We start from the raw sequence: 16311 nt of genomic DNA, 5'->3' as shown, positions 1-16311 counted from the left end.
GCATCCAAGGAGCATAGGTGTACCCGATTGATTTCTTCTTCCGCGCCGCCGAGCAGTACCCGGAGCGCGTGGCGCTTGACGGTCCCGACGGGCAGGTGACTTACGCGCGGCTGGCGGCGGACACCCGTGAACTGGCGGCCGCCCTGCAGGATCTGGACCCCGAGCCGCAAACGCGCGTGGCCATCTGCGCCGGCAACTCGGCGCGTCACATCCTGGCGCTGCTGGCGGTGCTGGCCAGCGGCAAGGTCTGGGTGCCGCTGAACTACCGCAGCACCGCGCGAGAGATCGGCCGCATCCTGGATGCGACCGAGCCGTCCATCGTGATCATCGACGACGTAGGCGCGCCGCTCGTGCCCGCGGGTTCAGCACGACGCATCGTGCTGGACGACGCGGCCGCTGACCTGGCGCTGGACGCGCTGCTCGCGCGTTTTGCCAACCGCGTTCCGGCGCGTCATCCGCTGCCGCGCGACGCCACGCAGGCCATCAAGTTCACGGGCGGCACCACCGGCCTGCCCAAGGGCGTGATGCAGCCTTATCACGCGTGGAACGCCGGCATCGTCAACCAGATCCTCAACTGGGGCCTCACCGCCGAAGACCGCTACGTCGTGTCCGCGCCCATCACGCACGGCACGGGCACCTATCTGTTGCCGGTGCTGGCGCAGGGCGGCGCGCATCTGCTGCTGGACAGTGTGTCGCCCGCCACGATCACCGAGGCATTTCGCGAGCGCGGCGGCACGCTGAGCTTCATGCCGCCCACGCTGATCTACATGATCATGGCGCAGCCCGGCGTCTCCCGCGCGGACTTTCCGCATCTGCGCAACCTCATCTACGGCGGCGCGCCCATGCCCGTGGAAAAGATCGAGCGCGCGCGCGCCTTCTTCGGCCCGGTGCTGGGCACGACTTACGGCCAGACAGAAGCGCCGCAGATCGTCACCGTGCTGCGCCCCGCCGACCTGGAAGCGCCGGAAAATCGTGCGTCGGTCGGCCGCGTCACGCCGTTGTCCGACGTGGCGATCATGGCGCCCGACGGCACGCTGCTTCCACGCGGCGAGATCGGTGAAGTCGTGGTCCAGGGCGATCTGGTGATGACCGGCTACTGGCGCCTGCCCGAGAAGACCGCTGAAACCGTGGTCGACGGCTGGCTGCACACCGGCGACACAGGCCTGATCGACACGCGCGGCTATCTGTTCCTGAAGGACCGCCTGCGCGACGTCATCATCACCGGCGGGTTCAACATCTATCCGGTGGACGTCGAAAACGCCTTGTCCGCGCATCCCGCCGTCTACGAATGCTCGGTGTTCGGCGTGCCCGATGACAAGTGGGGCGAAGCGGTCCACGCCGCCGTCCAGCTTCAGGCGGGCGCCGAGGCCGATGGCGACGAACTGAAGGCGCACGTGCGCGCGCTGCTGGGTCCGGTCGCCACGCCTAAACACATCCATTTCCACGACAGCCTGCCGCGCTCGAGCGTGGGCAAGGTGCTGAAGAACGCGGTGCGCGACGCCGCAATGAAGGAAACGCCATGAACAAACCCGAAACCCGCCTCTGCGCCCATCACCTGACCGGCATGTCGTATCGCGACGTCGACCTGGTGGAAGACCTGATCGGCAAGAAGTCGTTTACCGAAGTCATGATCATGCAGATCCTCGGCCGCGACGCGCGTCCCGTGGACATGCGCATCGTGGACGCGGTGCTGGTCACGCTGATGGAGCACGGCATGACACCCAGCGCGATCGCCACGCGCCTGATCTACATGAGTGCACCCGAGAATCTGCAGGGCGCCGTGGCGTCCGGGCTGATGGCCGTGGGCAGCCAGTTCGTGGGCACCATGGAAAACTGCTCGCGCCTGCTTGACCGCATCCGTCAGGCCTCCGACGGTCCCGCGGAAGCGCTGGCGATTGCGCGCGAACACCGCGCGTCGCGCAGCCCGCTGCCCGGCTTCGGCCATCACCTGCACAAGCCGGACGATCCGCGCGCGATCAAGCTGCTGGCGCTGGCCGAAGCCGAGAACGAGCTGAGCGGCGATTCCGTTCAGGCGCTGCGCTGGCTGGCCAGCGCCATCGACGAGACGTACGGCAAGCACATCACCATCAATGCGACCGGCGCGGGGGCCGCGTTGCTCAGCGAGATCGGCGTGCCTACCGACCTGATGCGCGGCTTTGCGGTGATCTCGCGCGCGGCGGGCCTGGTGTCGCACGTGGCCGAAGAGCAGCAAAGTCCTTCCGGGCGATACATCTGGGAAACCATCGACCACGCCATTCCGTACGTGGGCAAAGGCAAGAGCCATCAGCAAGACGGCGGGCAATCGTGAGCGCGGGGTCCGGTACGCCCGTTGCCGGTACGCCCGTTGCCGGCACGCCCCTTCAAGCTGCCCCGCTGTCCGGCGCGCGCCTGGCCGGAAAGGTTGCGCTGGTCGCAGGCGCGGGCACGTCCGCGCCCGGCTGGAGCATCGGCAAGGCCAGCTGCGTGACGCTCGCGCGCCAGGGCGCGGCCGTCATTGCTCTGGACGCCAACCTGACCGCCGCCGAAGAGGCCGCCCATGAGGTCGAAGCGGCCGGCGGCAGCGCGCTGGCGGTGCAAGCCGACGTGGCTGATCCGGCCGCAATGCAGGCGGCAGTTGACGCGGCGGTGAATCGCTTTGGCCGCATCGACATCCTGCAGGCCAACGCGGGCATCGGCAAGGTCGGCGGCCCCGAAGACATCTCGATCGCCGATTGGGACCGCATCCAGCAGGTGAACGTGACCAGCCTGTTGATCGCCACGCGCCTGCTGGCGCCCGTCATGCGCGCGCAGGGCGGCGGCGCCATCGTGGCCGTCTCTTCCATTGCGGGCATCCGGTACACCGGCTATCCGCATCTGGCCTACAGCGTCAGCAAGGCCGCGGTCATCCACTTTGCGCGCATGGCCGCGCAGCAGTACGCCGCCGACGGCATCCGCGTGAACACGGTCATACCCGGTCTGATCGACACCCCCCGCGTCACCGCCAATGTCGCAAAGATGTTCGATGCCAACGACCTGGACGCCGCGCGCGCGGCGCGCGACAAGCAGGTGCCGATGGGACGCATGGGCACGCCGTGGGAAGTGGCCAATGCGGTGGCCTTCCTGGCGTCGGACGAGGCGTCCTACATCACCGGCACCGAACTGCTCGTGGATGGCGGCCTGACGGGCAAGTACGCCTGAGCCGGCGCGGCTTACTCGGCCTTGATGTTGCCGCGCTGGACCACGGCGGTCCACTTGGCCACGTCGTCGCGGATGCGCTTTGCGAACTCCGCCGGCGTGCTGCCGACCGGCTGAAAGCCCAGCCCGGCCAGCTTGTCGCGCAGCGCGCCGTTGCGCACGGATTCGCCCAGCGTCTGCGACAGGCGTTCGATGATCGGCTCGGGCACGCCGGCCGGCGCAATCACGCCGAACAGCGGCGAGATATCCACACCGGGCAGGCCGGCCTCGGCAAACGTCGGCACGTCAGGCAACTGGCTCGTGCGTTGCGGGCTGGTGACCGCCAGCGCGCGCAACTTGCCGGCCTTGATGTGTTCAAGCAGCGTCGGGACGGTGGCAAAGCCGAACTGCACCTGGCCGCCCAAGAGGTCGGTGATCACGGTGCCGCCGCCGCGATACGGCACGTGCAGCACGTCCACGCCTGCCTGCTGGCGCAGTTGCTCACCCGCCAGATGCGGCCCGCTGCCCACGCCCGCCGACCCGAACGACAACGTGCCGGGCTGCGACTTGGCCAGCGCGAGGAACGACGCAATGTCCGTCGCCTTGACCGACGGGTGCACCACCATGACGAAGGGCGCCGTCGCCATCAGCGAGATCGGCGCGAAATCCTTGATGGCGTCGTACGGCTGACGGTCGCCCAGCAGCGCGGGATTGATGGTGAACGTGGAGTCGACCATGCCGATGGTGTAGCCGTCCGGCGCGGACACCGCCAGCGCGCGCGTGCCGATCGTGGTGCCGCCCCCGCCGCGGTTTTCCACGACGAAGGGCTGGCCCAGCGCCTCGGCAAACACCTGACCCGCCATGCGGCCGAGCGTGTCGGTCGCCGCGCCCGGCGGGTAGGGGATATACAGGCGAACCGCCTTGTCCGGATACTGCGCGGCGCGTGCCGCGAAGGACCACGGCAATACGGCGGCGCCCGCGGCCAGGGTGGCGTTGTTGATCAGAAACGCTCTGCGCGATGGGTGCATGTCTTTGTCTCCTGGTTCATGTTCTCTGCGGCCTCTGGGGGCCTGTGGCTTCGTGGCGGTTTGCGCTTGGTTTTCTACGGGTTGGGGTTCAGGCGCTGTACCGGCCCTCGGCAAGTGCCGCTTCCGGATCCGCGCCCAGCCCCGGCGCATCCGGCACGTTGACCCAGCCGTTCTCGATGGGCACGCTGCGTCCGTACGGCACGTGCGCGAGTTCGACGTAAAGGCGTTCCAGCGACACCTCGGTCTGCTGCGCGGCAATCAGATGCAGGCTGGCAAGATAGCCGGGGCCAAAAAATGCGACCTGCGGCGCGCAGATGACGCTTGAGTCCGCGCACTTCTGCGCAATCCGCCACGCGGCGGTCAGGCCCAGCTTGATGACGCTGGGCTGCACGTACTGCGCCGCTTCGGTGCCAACCACGCGCTCCAGATCGGTGGCGCTGCTGGCGTTCTCGCCCACCGCCAGGGGAATGCCGCAGGCCTGCTTCAAGCGGGCCAGCGCGCGGTCGTCTTCCGGCGGCCACAAGGGTTCCTCGATCCAGAACGGATCATGCGGGCGCATGGCGGCGATGGCGGCTTCGGCTTCGCCCGGCAGCCACGCGCAATTCGTGTCCACCATGATCGGCACGCCCGGCCCCGTGCTGCGGCGCACGGCGGCCAGCGCGTCGGCGGTGCGCTCGTGCAGCTTGATCTCGCTATAGCCTTCGTTCAGGGCCTGCGTAGTCACGGCGTCCAGGCGCTCGGCGTTGCCGTAATACTGCAGCAGCGATGCATACACACGGACCCGCTCGCGGCGCTTGCCGCCCAGTAGCGCGTACAACGGCACGCCGGCGCGCTTGGCGCGCAGGTCCCACAGCGCGATGTCCAGCCCGGCCAGCGCGTGCACCACGGGACCGGACCGGCCCAGGTTGTGCAGCGTGCGCTGCATGCCCGGCAGCAGCGTGTCGTCGTCCGCTTCGCGCCCGCAGGCCAGCGGCGCGATCAGCGTTTCGAAGATCGCGGGCAACGCGCGCGGCTCCACGCAATACGACTCGCCCCAGGCCACCGTGCCGTCTTCGGTCTGCACGCGCACCAGCGCGCTGTCGAGCTTGTCGCGCGGACGGCCCGCGAACAGGGGCGACGGGCTCCAGTGATGGAACGGCAGGCGCAAGGGAATGCAGGTGACGGAAACGATGGTGTTGGCGGGCATGGCAATGAGGCGTCGAGATGCGGAATGCGATGGGCTATTCTGGCGGCCGCTAGTTCATATGGTCAAATAGATGAATTGACTATTTCCATATGAATTTCATATGTTCAATCGGCGAGAACTCCTGCTGCTGCGCGCCATGTACCGGCTCGAGACCGTCACCGCCGCAGCCGCCTCGGTCAACATGACGCAGCCCGCCGCCAGCGCACTCCTGCGCGACATGGAAACGCGGTTGGGCTTTGCGCTATTTAGCCGCGAGAACCGGCGGCTGCACCTGACCAGCCAGGGGCGCGCGCTGATTCCCGAAGTGCTCAATGCGCTGGCCGGCATCGAGGCCGTCGACCGGCTGGCCGTCGACATCCGCCAGGGCGCGCTGGCAAGGCTGGACGTGGGCGCCGTCGCCATCGCCGCGTCCAGCCTGCTGCCTCCTGCCCTGGCCGGCGTACGCCGCGCCCATCCGGCGGTGGCGGTGACCGTGCGCGCCGGCACCGCGCTGGAAATCATCGAGATGGCGGTGGATCACCGCATCGACCTGGGCATCATCATCGGCTCGCCGCCGGACATCGACCGCGTGTCCAGCCTGCGGCTCGCGCCCTTGGGACTACATGCGGTCATGTCCAAAAACCATCCGTGGACGAAGAAAGCCACCCTGACACTGGACGAAGTGGCCGAGGCGGGACCGATCGTGCTGGCGCCCGCCCTACCCGCCGGCCGCGCGACGCGCCAGGCGCTGGAGGCGCGCGGGTTGCCCTATCGCCCGATCATCGAAGCGGCGCAGTCGTCAGCCGCGTGTGCGCTGGCTGCAGAGGGGCTGGGCGTCGCCATCGTGGAAAGCCTGGGCGCGCATTACGCCCAGCGCCAAGGCCTGGTGGCGCGCCAACTGCTGGCGCTGGAGGATCCGGTGCTGGCGGTGGTGTGGTCACGCGACCGGGCCATGAGCGCGCCGGCGCAGTTATTGCAGGAGGGCTTGGAGGGAGAGGTTCGGACGTGGCTCGCGCGCGCGGATGCGGGGGCTGACGGACGCCCGACGGCGCGCGCCCGGCATCGCAAACCCCGCTAGCCGGTTTACCAGGAGGTCGTGTATGCGCCGGGGAACTGCTTGGCCACGAAGGCCTTCACCTCGTCGGACTGGTAGGCCTTGATGAAGCGCGCGATGCGCGGATCGTTCTTGTTGTCTTCACGCGCGGCGATGACGACGGGCGCGAACGGCGCGTCCTTGCTTTCCAGCACCAGCGCGTCCTTGGCGGGCGACAGGCCTGCGGGGATCGCGTACGCCGAGTTCACGGCCGCGGCGTCCACGTCCTTGAGCGAGTGCGGCAGTTGCGCGGCCTCGATCTCGACGAACTTCAGGTTCTTGGGGTTCTCGGCGATATCGAAGATCGACGCCGTCACCGTCACGCCGTCCTTCAGCTTGATGAGCTTGGCGGCCTGCAGCACCAGCAGCGCGCGGGCGCCGTTGGTCGGATCGTTCGGGATGGCCACCTTGCCGCCTTGCGGCAGATCGTCCAGCGACTTCACGCGCTTGGAATAGATGCCCATCTGCTGCACCACCGCGGTCGCCACCGGCACCAGCTTGTAGCCGCGCGCCTTGTTCTGCGATTCCAGGAAAGGCTTGTGCTGGTAGATGTTCACGTCCAGCTCCTTGGCGTCCAGCGCGGCGTTGGGCTGGATGAAGTCGCTGAACTCGATCAGCTTGACCTTCAGGCCTTGCTTGGCCGCGACCTGCTGCACGACTTCGCCGATCTGCGCGTGCGGGCCGACGGTGACGCCCACTTTCAGCTCGGCGTCCTGCGCCATCGCCGACGTGCCGGCAAATCCAAGAATGGTGGCAAAAACGGCGAGGGAATGGCGAAGGCGCATGGGAGAGTCTCTACAGGTTTAAACGATTGAGGATTGGAACAATGACCCCGGATTCTAGTGAGCGCGCTTCAAAACCGGAAGCGATGAATATTCATATTGATATGCGGATTTCGATATAAACACCGCGATGACAGCGCCCGCGCATGCGGACACAATAGAGCCTGCTTTCATCCAACCCACCCGCCAACCATGTCCACCCCTACCGAACTCCATCCGCACGCGCGCGCGCTGCTGGCCGACCACTACGCAGCCGTCGACGCCGACCTGCCCGTCCTGCTCGACCTGCTGTTTGCACGCAGCGCGGGCGAAGACTGGCACAAGGCCGGCACGTTCAAGCATCATCTGCTGGGCGTCTACCGCACGCTGGCGCTCTGGAACCAGCCGCGCGAAGTGCGCCTCCTGGGCCTGTTCCACAGCGTCTACGGCAACGAATACGTAGACCTCACCCTGTTTGACCGAGAACGCGAGCGCAACACCCTGCGCGACGTGCTGGGCACCGAAGCCGAGGAATGGGTCAGTCTCTTTTGCGCGATGCCGCGCACGCGCTTCGTGCAGGCCATCCTGCAAGGCCAGGGCACGGGACCGGAGGGCCTGACGCTGGAAGGCGCCGATGGACAGGTCTTCGCCTTCACGCCGCGCCAGGTCGCGGCGTTCACCGTCGTGTCCGCCGCCGACATCGGCGAGCAATGGCACAGCTGGCAGGACGAAATCTTCGCGGGCTATCCGCAGCAGCAGCGCCGCGACCTGAAAACGAACTGGGCCTCGTCGCTGTGGCCCGGCCCGCTGAAGCCGCCGTCGAACATCCTGTCGATGCTCTCGCATCTGCTGGCGCCGCTATCTCGCATGCCGCAGGACACCGGCATTCCCATCCCGCCCGCGTTCGACCACTGCCGCGCCACGCTCAGCCCGCGCGACGAAGCGGCGGCAAGCGCGCTGTACTGGCAGGTCATTACGCGCATGCACCCGCTGACCGAAATGGACAGCGCACGGCACATGCTGGAAGCCGCAGTCGAACACAACCCGTGGGTGGGCGAGCCGCGCCTGCTGCTGGCGCAACTGGCGCTGACAGCCGGAGAGTTCGAGGCCGCGGAACAGCACGCCGCCGCTGGGCTGGCTGCGCTGCAAGCGTGGGGCACCGCGTGGGACAAGCGGATTGAATGGGCCGGATGGATGGCCTGGGCCCGCATCGAACTGCAGAACGCGCGGGCGCGCAAATGGCCGGAGAATCTGGCGGCGCTCAATGGCATGGGGCTGGTGGAATAAGAACCGCCCTTATGCAGTCGGCCCCGCTCAAGCGGGGCCGCTGGTGATCGTTGCACGACGCGCGTCAAGCGCAAGCCTTGCGGCAAGGCGAAGGCGAGAACCTGCCTACGTGCCTTCCCAGTGCGGACCGGGCACGACGATGTCGAACATTTCAAGCACACGGGCCACGGTGTGGTCCACCATTTCATCGATGGACTTGGGCCGGTGATAAAACGCCGGCAGCGGCGGAAACACGATGCCGCCCATTTCGGTCACGGCCGTCATGTTGCGCAGGTGTGCCAGATTGAACGGCGTCTCGCGCACCATCATCACCAGGCGGCGGCGCTCTTTGAGCGTGACGTCGGCGGCGCGCGTGATGAGGTTATCCGACAGGCCATGCGCAACCGCCGCCAGCGTGCGCATCGAGCACGGCACGATCACCATGCCCGCGGTCTGGAACGCGCCGCTGGCCAGCGTGGCGCCCACGTCGCGAATGCTGTGTACGTGGTCGGCCAGCGCATAAACGTCCTGGCGGCTGACATCGAGCTCATGCTTGATGTTCAGCACGCCAGAAGCGGACACCACCAGGTGCGACTCGACGTCTTCGACGTTGCGCAGCGCCTGCAGCATGCGCACCGCGTAGAGCGCGCCGGTGGCGCCCGTGATGCCGACGACGAGCCGCCGCATGATGGCGTTAAGCCGTGGCGCCGGATTGCTCCAGCAGCGTCTTGAGTTCGCCGGACTCGTTCATTTCATTCATGATGTCCGAGCCGCCGATGAACTCGCCGGACACGTACAGCTGCGGAATGGTGGGCCAGCTGGAGAATTCCTTGATGCCCTGGCGGACTTCGTCGTCCTCCAGCACATTGACCGTGACGAGCTTCTTCACGCCACAGCCCTTCAGGATTTGAATGGCCTTGCCGGAGAACCCGCATTGCGGGAACTGGGCGGTGCCCTTCATGAACAGCACGACGGGGTGCTGGGTAACGGTTTCGCGGATGAATTCTTGAACGTCGCTCATGGTGGTCTCTTGGACAGGCAAAACGGAATGGGTCAATTATAGGTACAGCCGGGAAAACCGCCCGATTACCCCGGCGCGGCGCCGGTATATCCGGCAGATGCAACAGCAAATGTCTTGCCGTGCGCCGCGCTCAGGCACCTGAGACCGGCAAACGCCCGCCCGAGATCCGCTCGATCCCCGCCAGGTCCTGGCGGCTGTGCACATCTGCGAACCCCGCCTGGCGGAGCATGTCCCGTACCTGCTCCGCCTGATCCCAGCCATGCTCCATCCAGAGCGAGCCGCCGGATTTCAGATGGGCGCGCGCGCCTTGGACGATGCGCGCCAGGTCATCCAGCCCGCCCGCGCCATCGGTCAGCGCGCCACGCGGCTCAAACCGCACGTCGCCCTGGTCCAGATGCGGATCATCGCTCGCCACATAGGGCGGATTGGACACGATCAGATCAAATCCTTCGCCGGCCGGGACCGCCTCGTACCAGCTTCCTTCCACGAAGCGCACCGCAGCCGTCAAATCCCACGCGTTGCCGGCAGCCACCGCCAGTGCGGCCGCGCTGACGTCCGACGCCATCACCCGCGCGTCACGCCGCGCCAGCGCGATCGACACCGCGATCGCGCCGCTGCCGGTTCCCAGGTCCAGCACCATTGGCCCTGTGACGCCTTTGATGCATTCCAGCGCGGTTTCCACCAGGACTTCCGTATCGGGGCGGGGAATCAGCACGTCGGGCGTCACGCGGAACCGGTGTCCCATGAATTCGCGATGACCCAGCAGGTAGGCCATGGGCTCCCCGGCCAATCGGCGCTGCGCGAGCGCCTCGTACGCCGCCGCCACGTCAGGCGCCAGCGGATCGGTGTCGTGCGCCAGCAGCCACGCGCGCGGCTTGTTCAGCACGAGCTCCAGCAGCATGCGCACTTCCAGGCGCGGCAGCCGCGCGTCGAGCAGCAGACTCTTGATCTGGGGCGCGGTCATGGCGACGGCCTTAAATGTCGTCGCCCAGCGCGGCGAGCTGCTCGGCCTGGTGCTCGGCGATCAGCGCGCCGGTCAGTTCCTCGAGGTCGCCTTCCATGATCTGCTGCAGCTTGTACAGCGTCAGGTTGATGCGGTGATCGGTCACGCGGCCCTGCGGATAGTTGTAGGTGCGGATGCGCTCGGACCGGTCGCCCGTGCCGATCAGGCTCTTGCGCTCGGCCGCTTCCTTGCTTTGGCGCTCGCGCTCTTCCTTGTCCTTCAGGCGCGCGGCCAGCACCTGCATGGCCTTGTCCTTGTTGCGGTGCTGCGAACGGTCGTCCTGGCATTCCACCACCAGCCCCGTCGGCAAGTGGGTGATGCGCACCGCCGAGTCGGTCTTGTTGATGTGCTGGCCGCCCGCGCCGCTGGCGCGAAAGGTATCGATGCGCAGGTCGCTGGGATTGATGACGATTTCGGACATGGCGTCGGCTTCGGCCATGATGGCCACCGTGCACGCCGACGTGTGGATGCGGCCCTGCGCCTCGGTCGCCGGCACGCGCTGCACGCGATGCGCCCCCGATTCGAACTTCAACCGGCCATACGCGCCGTCACCGTCGATGCGCGCGATCACTTCCTTGTAGCCGCCCAGCTCGGACGCGCTTTCCGACATCAGTTCCACGCGCCAGCCACGCTGTTCCGCGTAGCGCGTGTACATGCGCAGGAGGTCGCCCGAGAACAGCGCGCTCTCGTCGCCGCCCGTGCCCGCGCGGATTTCCAGGAAGACGCTGCGCCCGTCGTTGGGGTCGCGCGGCAGGAGCAGCAGTTGCAGCGCCGCTTCCAGCGATTCCAGCTTGACGCGCCCGGTCTTGATCTCTTCTTCCGCCATCGCCTTCATGTCGGGCTCGGTCAGCATCTCCTGCGCGGTCGCGATGTCTTCCTCGGTGCGGGCGAACGCGGTAAAGGCTTCGACCACCGGTTCCAGTTCGGCGCGCTCGCGCGAAAGCTTGCGGAAGCGGTCCATGTCGGACGCGGTTTCCGGTTCGGCAAGCAGAGCATCGACCTCGATCAGGCGATGGCACAGATGCTCCAGCCGGCTGCGCATGGAAGATTTCATGAGGGGAAGACCAAGAGAGAAAACAGAGAAAGCGGGCGCCCACAAAGCGAACGCCCGCCAGGAGGCGGGGCGTGGGGCAGAGCCGCTAACGGCGGGAGTCGCGGCCAGGAAAGAGGCGCGGCATCCAGGCAAGCAGTTGCTTGCGGTCGTCGCCTTCGCTGCGGTTCAGCGCCGCAAGCGGGCCGTGCAGGTACTTTTGCGTGAGGCCGTGCGCCAGTTGCTCGAGCACGGCTTCGGGCGATTCGCCCCGCGCCAGCAGGCGGCGGGCGCGTTCCAGTTCGGCGGCGCGGACGTCTTCGGCGGCCTGGTGCAGGTCGCGGATGACGGGCACCACTTCGCGGGATTGCATCCAGTGCATGAAGCCCTGGACGCGGGTTTCGATGATGGCTTCGGCCTGCACCACCGCGGCGCGGCGCGCGTCGGTGCCGGTTTGCACCAGCCGGCCCAGGTCATCCACCGAGTACAGATAAACGTCGTCCAGACGGCCGACTTCGGGTTCGATGTCGCGCGGCACGGCCAGATCGATCATGACCATCGGGCGGTGACGGCGCAGGCGCGTAGCCCGCTCAACCATCCCCAGGCCGAGGATGGGCAGGGAGCTTGCCGTACAGGAAACAATGACGTCGAACTCGGACAGCCGCTCGGTCAGGTCGGACAGCTTCATCGTGCTGGCCGAGAAGCGGTTGGCCAGCAGTTCGGCGCGTTCGGCCGTGCGGTTGGCCACCACCATGCTGCGCGGACGCTGCGCGGCAAAGTGCGTGGCGCACAATTCGATCATTTCGCCCGCGCCGATGAACAGCGTGCGGGCCTGGTCCAGGTTGCCGAACACGCGCTCGGCCAGACGCACTGCGGCGGCGGCCATGGACACGGATTCGGCGCCGATGGCGGTTTGCGACCGGACTTCCTTGGCGACCGAGAAGGTGCGCTGGAACATCTGGTGCAGCAGCGTGCCGAGGGATCCGGCTTCGCCGGCGGCGCGCACCGCGTCCTTCATCTGGCCCACGATCTGGGTTTCACCCAGCACCATGGAATCGAGGCCGCTTGCCACGCGGAAAGCGTGACGCACGGCGTCGTCTTGATGATGGCGATAGAGGTGCGGGCGCAGCGTGCCGGCGTCCAGGCGGTTGTGTTCAGCCAGCCAGGCGGGCAACTGATCCGCCACGTGGCCGTCGGCCGCGCAGTAGATCTCGGTGCGATTACAGGTGGACAGGATGGCGGCTTCGCGGACGGAGCCGCCGAATGCCGAACGCAAGCCTTCGAGGGCGGGCTTGACCAGATCAACGGGCATGGACACGCGTTCGCGGACCGACACCGGCGCGGACGTGTGATTCAGACCGAAGGCAAGGACAGCTACCGACATGTGTGAGGGATGGCGGAAAGCCACCCGCGGCTAAGCGTTAAGTACTGCCACTATAAGAACAATGCGTCGCAGCCCGCTTGTCGCGCGTCAAAGGCGGGAAAGCATCCGGCTGTAACAGCAAAACCGCTGACGATTATACTCCTGCGGGTTATCCCCAGGCCATTCCCGTCCCCAATCGCGGGCAGTTGGCGCCCAATCGTGCCTTGTAGGCAACAGTTGAACGCTTTGCTGCCCATGGGCGGCGACATCGCGTGACCGGTCACAAAAAAAAGCGACGCTTCCCCCGCCCAGCTGGCACAACGCCAAAAAATTGTGTATAGTTGCGGACTTCGTTGGCCTGGTAGCTCAGTCGGTAGAGCAGAGGATTGAAAATCCTTGTGTCGGTGGTTCGATTCCGCCCCAGGCCACCAAAAGAATTTCCGGGAGCCTCGGTTCCCACAAAAGCCCAGCCTTGCGCTGGGTTTTTTGTTAATGGTGGCGCCTAGCCGCCCGAGTTTTGTTGTTAGCAGCGCTGCGCCGCAACGTGTCCCCGACATTTTGTGTATAGTGGCGGGCTTCGTTGGCCTGGTAGCTCAGTCGGTAGAGCAGAGGATTGAAAATCCTTGTGTCGGTGGTTCGATTCCGCCCCAGGCCACCAAAAGATTCAAGCATTTAGCCCCGCCCGGTATTTACTGCGGCGGGGTTTTTGCTTTTTCGCACGCCAATCGCCGGACACGCTTGCGACAACTCTCCGCACCGGCAGCGCTCGCGGCATATGCGCCATTCGCGATTCGCGAATTGCGAATGGCGACATCCACATTGCCCTTCTGGCCCGCCGCATTTCGCGATATCGTGACATGCCGCCGTTTCGCAGTCGATCCCAAGTAACCGCAAATCCGTCCCCCACCACGGAGCCGCAACATGCGCGCACGCGCACGAATCCTCTTCTGGCTGTTTGGCCTGGTACTGGGATGGGCGCATGTGGCGCTTGCAGCGGAAACGCCGGCGCCGGCCGCGCCGCCCGCCGCGATCCAGATGGCCGAAATCCCGCTGCGGGCGGACACGGATTTGCGATACGCCGAGGGCGTGTTGCAGCGCGCGGCGACGGCGGATCCGCTGACCGCGCTGATGCCGCCGCTCGATGCCATCGCCAAATCCGCCGACGAAAAGCTCTACGAATTCCAGCCGGCCCAGCTGCGCAACTTTCCCATCATGCGGCTGGAAAGCCTGGAGCGGCACTGGCTCTTTGACGTGCGGCGGCTGGCGCGGTGGCGGGCCGACATGCGGCAGGCGACGGCCTGGTACGCCAGCGACGCGGCCGAGCTGCTGCGCCGGCGCACAGCCTGGCAGGCGATCAAGGACGCGCCGGCCGCGGCGGGGCTGCCGGCGGCATTGGCCGACCGCGTCGACGTGGTGATCGGGCAGTTGCTGGCGGCAAGCCAGGCGCTGTCCGTGCCGCTGTCGCGACAGGTTGAACTGGAACAGCGCGCCAACGTGATCGAGGAGCAGATCAAGGCGGGCCAACGCCAGGGGATGGAGGCGATCGATTATGTCGACGCGCGGCTGCTGCGCGTGGATTCGCCGCCGCTCTGGGCGTTGGACTGGTCCGGAAGATCCGACCAGGACACCATGACCCTTCTTCGCCAAGGTCTGGACATCGAGGTCCGCTTCGCGCGCGACTATGGCGCCGCCGGCGCCAGCAATCAGCGCGCGCTGCACACGTTGCAACTGCTGCTGTTGCCGCTGCTGATCTGGCTGGCCAGAAAAAGCCGCAACGCCATCCGCACCGGCGTCATGAGCGAAACCGCTGCCGGTGTGCTCGGGCGGCCCATCTCCACGTGGGTCCTGTTGTCGATGATGGGCGTGCTGGCCCTCGAGCCAGACGCGCCGTTGATGGTGCAGCAGATCGCCCTGGTGCTGGCGGCGGTGCCGGTGCTGCGCCTGCTTCCGCCCGCCAGCCGCCGGCATCTGGATCATTGGCCGCGCGTCATCACCGCGCTCTTCCTGGCCGAGCGGCTGGGCTTCCTGTTCCTGGCCAACACCCTCTTCTATCGTGTGTCGACCGTAGCGGCGGCGGTGGCGGCCCTGACGGCCATTCTGTGGCTGCTGGCGCGCGGACGGCGCCAGACCTATCCGCCCGGTTCCGAGCGGCTGGTGCGCGCCTTGCGCGCCGTCGCCTGGTGCGCGGCAGCCCTGTTGTGCGTGTCGCTGGGCGCCAATCTCGTCGGCAATGTGTCGTTGTCCGAGATGCTGACCAGCGGCATCATCGGCAGCGGCTACTTCGGGCTGGTGCTGTACGCGGGCGTGACCGTCATCATCACCCTGCTGCAGCTTCTGCTGGCCCGTCAGGGCATTTCGCGCTTCCGGCTGGCGCGGGAACACGCGCCGCCGCTGGTGCTGCTGCTGATCCGGCTTGTCAGCGCCGCCGCGGTCGTGGGCTGGGCGGTCTACACCATGGACCGCTTCCGCGTCCTGCGCGCCACCTACGCCTTCGTCACGCAGGTGCTGTCCTACACGCTTGAAGTTGGCGAGGTCTCGATCAGCCTGGGCAACATCCTGGTCTTCGCGATCTCGGTCGTGATTGCCTTCTGGGCCGCGCGCGCGGTGCGCCTCGTTCTGCACGACGAGGTCCTGACCCGCATGTCGCTGCCGCGCGGCGTCGGCAACAGCATCGCCTCGCTGTCGTACTACCTGGTGCTGCTGCTGGGCTTGGGCATCGCGTTGTCGGCCGCGGGTTTTCAGACCAGCCAGCTCACCATCGTGTTCGGCGCCCTGGGCGTGGGCATCGGCTTTGGCCTGCAGGGCGTGGTGAACAACTTCGTGTCGGGCCTGATCCTGATGTTCGAGCGGCCGATCCAGCCGGGCGATGTCGTGGAGATCGGCGGCACGTCAGGCCAGGTTAGGGATATCGGCATGCGCGCCACCCGCATCAAGACGTTCGACGGCGCCGACGTGATCGTCCCGAACGGCACGCTGCTGTCCGACAAGCTGACCAACTGGACGATGCTGGACCGCAGCCGCAGGATCGAGATCAGCATCGGGCTGGCCTACGGCACCGATCCGCGGCAGGTGCTCGCGCTGTTGGACGACGTCGCGCGGCAGACGCCAGGCGTGGTCACGGAGCCTGCGCCCATGGTGCTTTTCATGGGCTTTGGCGCCAGCACGCTGGATTTCAGCTTGCGCGCGTGGACCTACGACTTTGACCGGTGGATCGAGATTCGCAGCGACATGCTGGCGCGGATGTACGACGCGCTGCGGGACGCGGGCATCCAGATCCCCTTTCCGCAGCGGGACCTGCACTTGCGCAGTGTTTCGGAAGAAGCTGGCCGTGCGATCCACGCGGCCCGGCCGGCCGACCCGCACGGGCCTGGACCCGCGCGAACCGGCATCCGGGACGGCGGCCAGCCGTCAGGGGCTTGAGCGACCGG

General features: G+C 66.9%; 14 protein-coding genes and 2 tRNA genes. 8 read left to right on the top strand and 8 right to left on the bottom strand.

What is annotated here, in order from left to right; all coding sequences use genetic code 11:
* Positions 1-17 precede the first annotated feature (17 nt).
* The 3 genes from B3446_RS15490 to B3446_RS15480 all read left to right on the top strand — a co-directional run bounded on the left by B3446_RS15490 (position 18) and on the right by B3446_RS15480 (position 3177).
* Positions 18-1523, top strand: coding sequence for a class I adenylate-forming enzyme family protein (locus tag B3446_RS15490; protein WP_291383138.1), 1506 nt, complete (start codon positions 18-20; stop codon positions 1521-1523).
* Entirely contained in the window at positions 1520-2308 is a 789-nt protein-coding gene (locus B3446_RS15485) for a citryl-CoA lyase (RefSeq protein ID WP_291383136.1), read from the top strand. Before B3446_RS15490 ends, B3446_RS15485 begins: the two co-directional genes overlap by 4 nt.
* Before the next feature lie 65 nt (positions 2309-2373).
* Entirely contained in the window at positions 2374-3177 is an 804-nt protein-coding gene (locus B3446_RS15480) for an SDR family NAD(P)-dependent oxidoreductase (RefSeq protein ID WP_291383171.1), read from the top strand.
* Between the two features lie 11 nt (positions 3178-3188).
* Here the strand turns inward: B3446_RS15480 and B3446_RS15475 are convergent, their stop codons facing one another.
* Together B3446_RS15475 and B3446_RS15470 are read right to left on the bottom strand one after the other, a co-directional pair.
* Positions 3189-4181, bottom strand: a complete 993-nt coding sequence (locus B3446_RS15475; RefSeq protein WP_291383134.1) for a Bug family tripartite tricarboxylate transporter substrate binding protein — start codon at positions 4179-4181, stop codon at positions 3189-3191.
* Positions 4182-4269: 88 nt separating this feature from the next.
* Positions 4270-5367, bottom strand: coding sequence for a mandelate racemase/muconate lactonizing enzyme family protein (locus B3446_RS15470; protein ID WP_291383132.1), 1098 nt, complete (start codon positions 5365-5367; stop codon positions 4270-4272).
* 100 nt (positions 5368-5467) lie between these two features.
* Between B3446_RS15470 and B3446_RS15465 the strand changes: the two genes are divergently transcribed.
* Entirely contained in the window at positions 5468-6424 is a 957-nt protein-coding gene (locus B3446_RS15465) for a LysR family transcriptional regulator (protein WP_291383130.1), read from the top strand.
* Between the two features lie 5 nt (positions 6425-6429).
* On the opposite strand, the gene B3446_RS15460 is transcribed toward B3446_RS15465, so the two are convergent.
* The gene (locus tag B3446_RS15460; protein WP_175139518.1) at positions 6430-7224 is read right to left on the bottom strand and encodes a MetQ/NlpA family ABC transporter substrate-binding protein; all 795 of its coding nucleotides are present in this window, start codon (positions 7222-7224) and stop codon (positions 6430-6432) included.
* Between the two features lie 189 nt (positions 7225-7413).
* On the opposite strand from B3446_RS15460, the gene B3446_RS15455 reads away from it, so the two are divergent.
* Positions 7414-8487, top strand: coding sequence for a DUF6817 domain-containing protein (locus B3446_RS15455; RefSeq protein WP_291383128.1), 1074 nt, complete (start codon positions 7414-7416; stop codon positions 8485-8487).
* 105 nt (positions 8488-8592) lie between these two features.
* On the opposite strand, the gene B3446_RS15450 is transcribed toward B3446_RS15455, so the two are convergent.
* The 5 genes from B3446_RS15450 to hemA all read right to left on the bottom strand — a co-directional run bounded on the left by B3446_RS15450 (position 8593) and on the right by hemA (position 12904).
* Positions 8593-9153, bottom strand: coding sequence for a UbiX family flavin prenyltransferase (locus tag B3446_RS15450; protein ID WP_175139516.1), 561 nt, complete (start codon positions 9151-9153; stop codon positions 8593-8595).
* A 7-nt stretch (positions 9154-9160) separates the two neighbouring features.
* The gene (gene grxD / locus B3446_RS15445) at positions 9161-9487 is read right to left on the bottom strand and encodes a Grx4 family monothiol glutaredoxin (protein ID WP_056319914.1); all 327 of its coding nucleotides are present in this window, start codon (positions 9485-9487) and stop codon (positions 9161-9163) included.
* A 130-nt stretch (positions 9488-9617) separates the two neighbouring features.
* Complete coding sequence (gene prmC, locus B3446_RS15440) at positions 9618-10451, bottom strand: peptide chain release factor N(5)-glutamine methyltransferase (protein WP_291383123.1); 834 nt, start codon at positions 10449-10451, stop codon at positions 9618-9620.
* Positions 10452-10461: 10 nt separating this feature from the next.
* A complete protein-coding gene (prfA, locus tag B3446_RS15435; RefSeq protein WP_291383121.1) occupies positions 10462-11544 on the bottom strand; it encodes a peptide chain release factor 1 in 1083 nt (360 codons plus the stop codon).
* Between the two features lie 85 nt (positions 11545-11629).
* Positions 11630-12904 carry a glutamyl-tRNA reductase gene (hemA, locus tag B3446_RS15430; RefSeq protein ID WP_056559840.1) on the bottom strand — a complete coding sequence of 425 codons (1275 nt, stop codon included), beginning with the start codon at positions 12902-12904 and terminating at the stop codon, positions 11630-11632.
* Positions 12905-13238: 334 nt separating this feature from the next.
* Here hemA and B3446_RS15425 point away from each other — a divergent pair.
* From B3446_RS15425 to B3446_RS15415, 3 genes are all read left to right on the top strand, one after another.
* A tRNA-Phe gene (locus B3446_RS15425) sits at positions 13239-13314 on the top strand.
* Between the two features lie 151 nt (positions 13315-13465).
* A tRNA-Phe gene (locus B3446_RS15420) sits at positions 13466-13541 on the top strand.
* 263 nt (positions 13542-13804) lie between these two features.
* The gene (locus B3446_RS15415) at positions 13805-16303 is read left to right on the top strand and encodes a mechanosensitive ion channel family protein (protein ID WP_291383118.1); all 2499 of its coding nucleotides are present in this window, start codon (positions 13805-13807) and stop codon (positions 16301-16303) included.
* Positions 16304-16311: the final 8 nt, after the last annotated feature.

The sequence above is a fragment of the Achromobacter sp. UBA5777 genome (genome assembly GCF_002418565.1).
Classification (GTDB): Bacteria; Pseudomonadota; Gammaproteobacteria; order Burkholderiales; family Burkholderiaceae_B; genus Achromobacter; species Achromobacter animicus.
The sequence above is the reverse complement of the archived record's forward strand: the minus strand, read 5'-3'. Positions and strand labels throughout refer to the sequence as shown.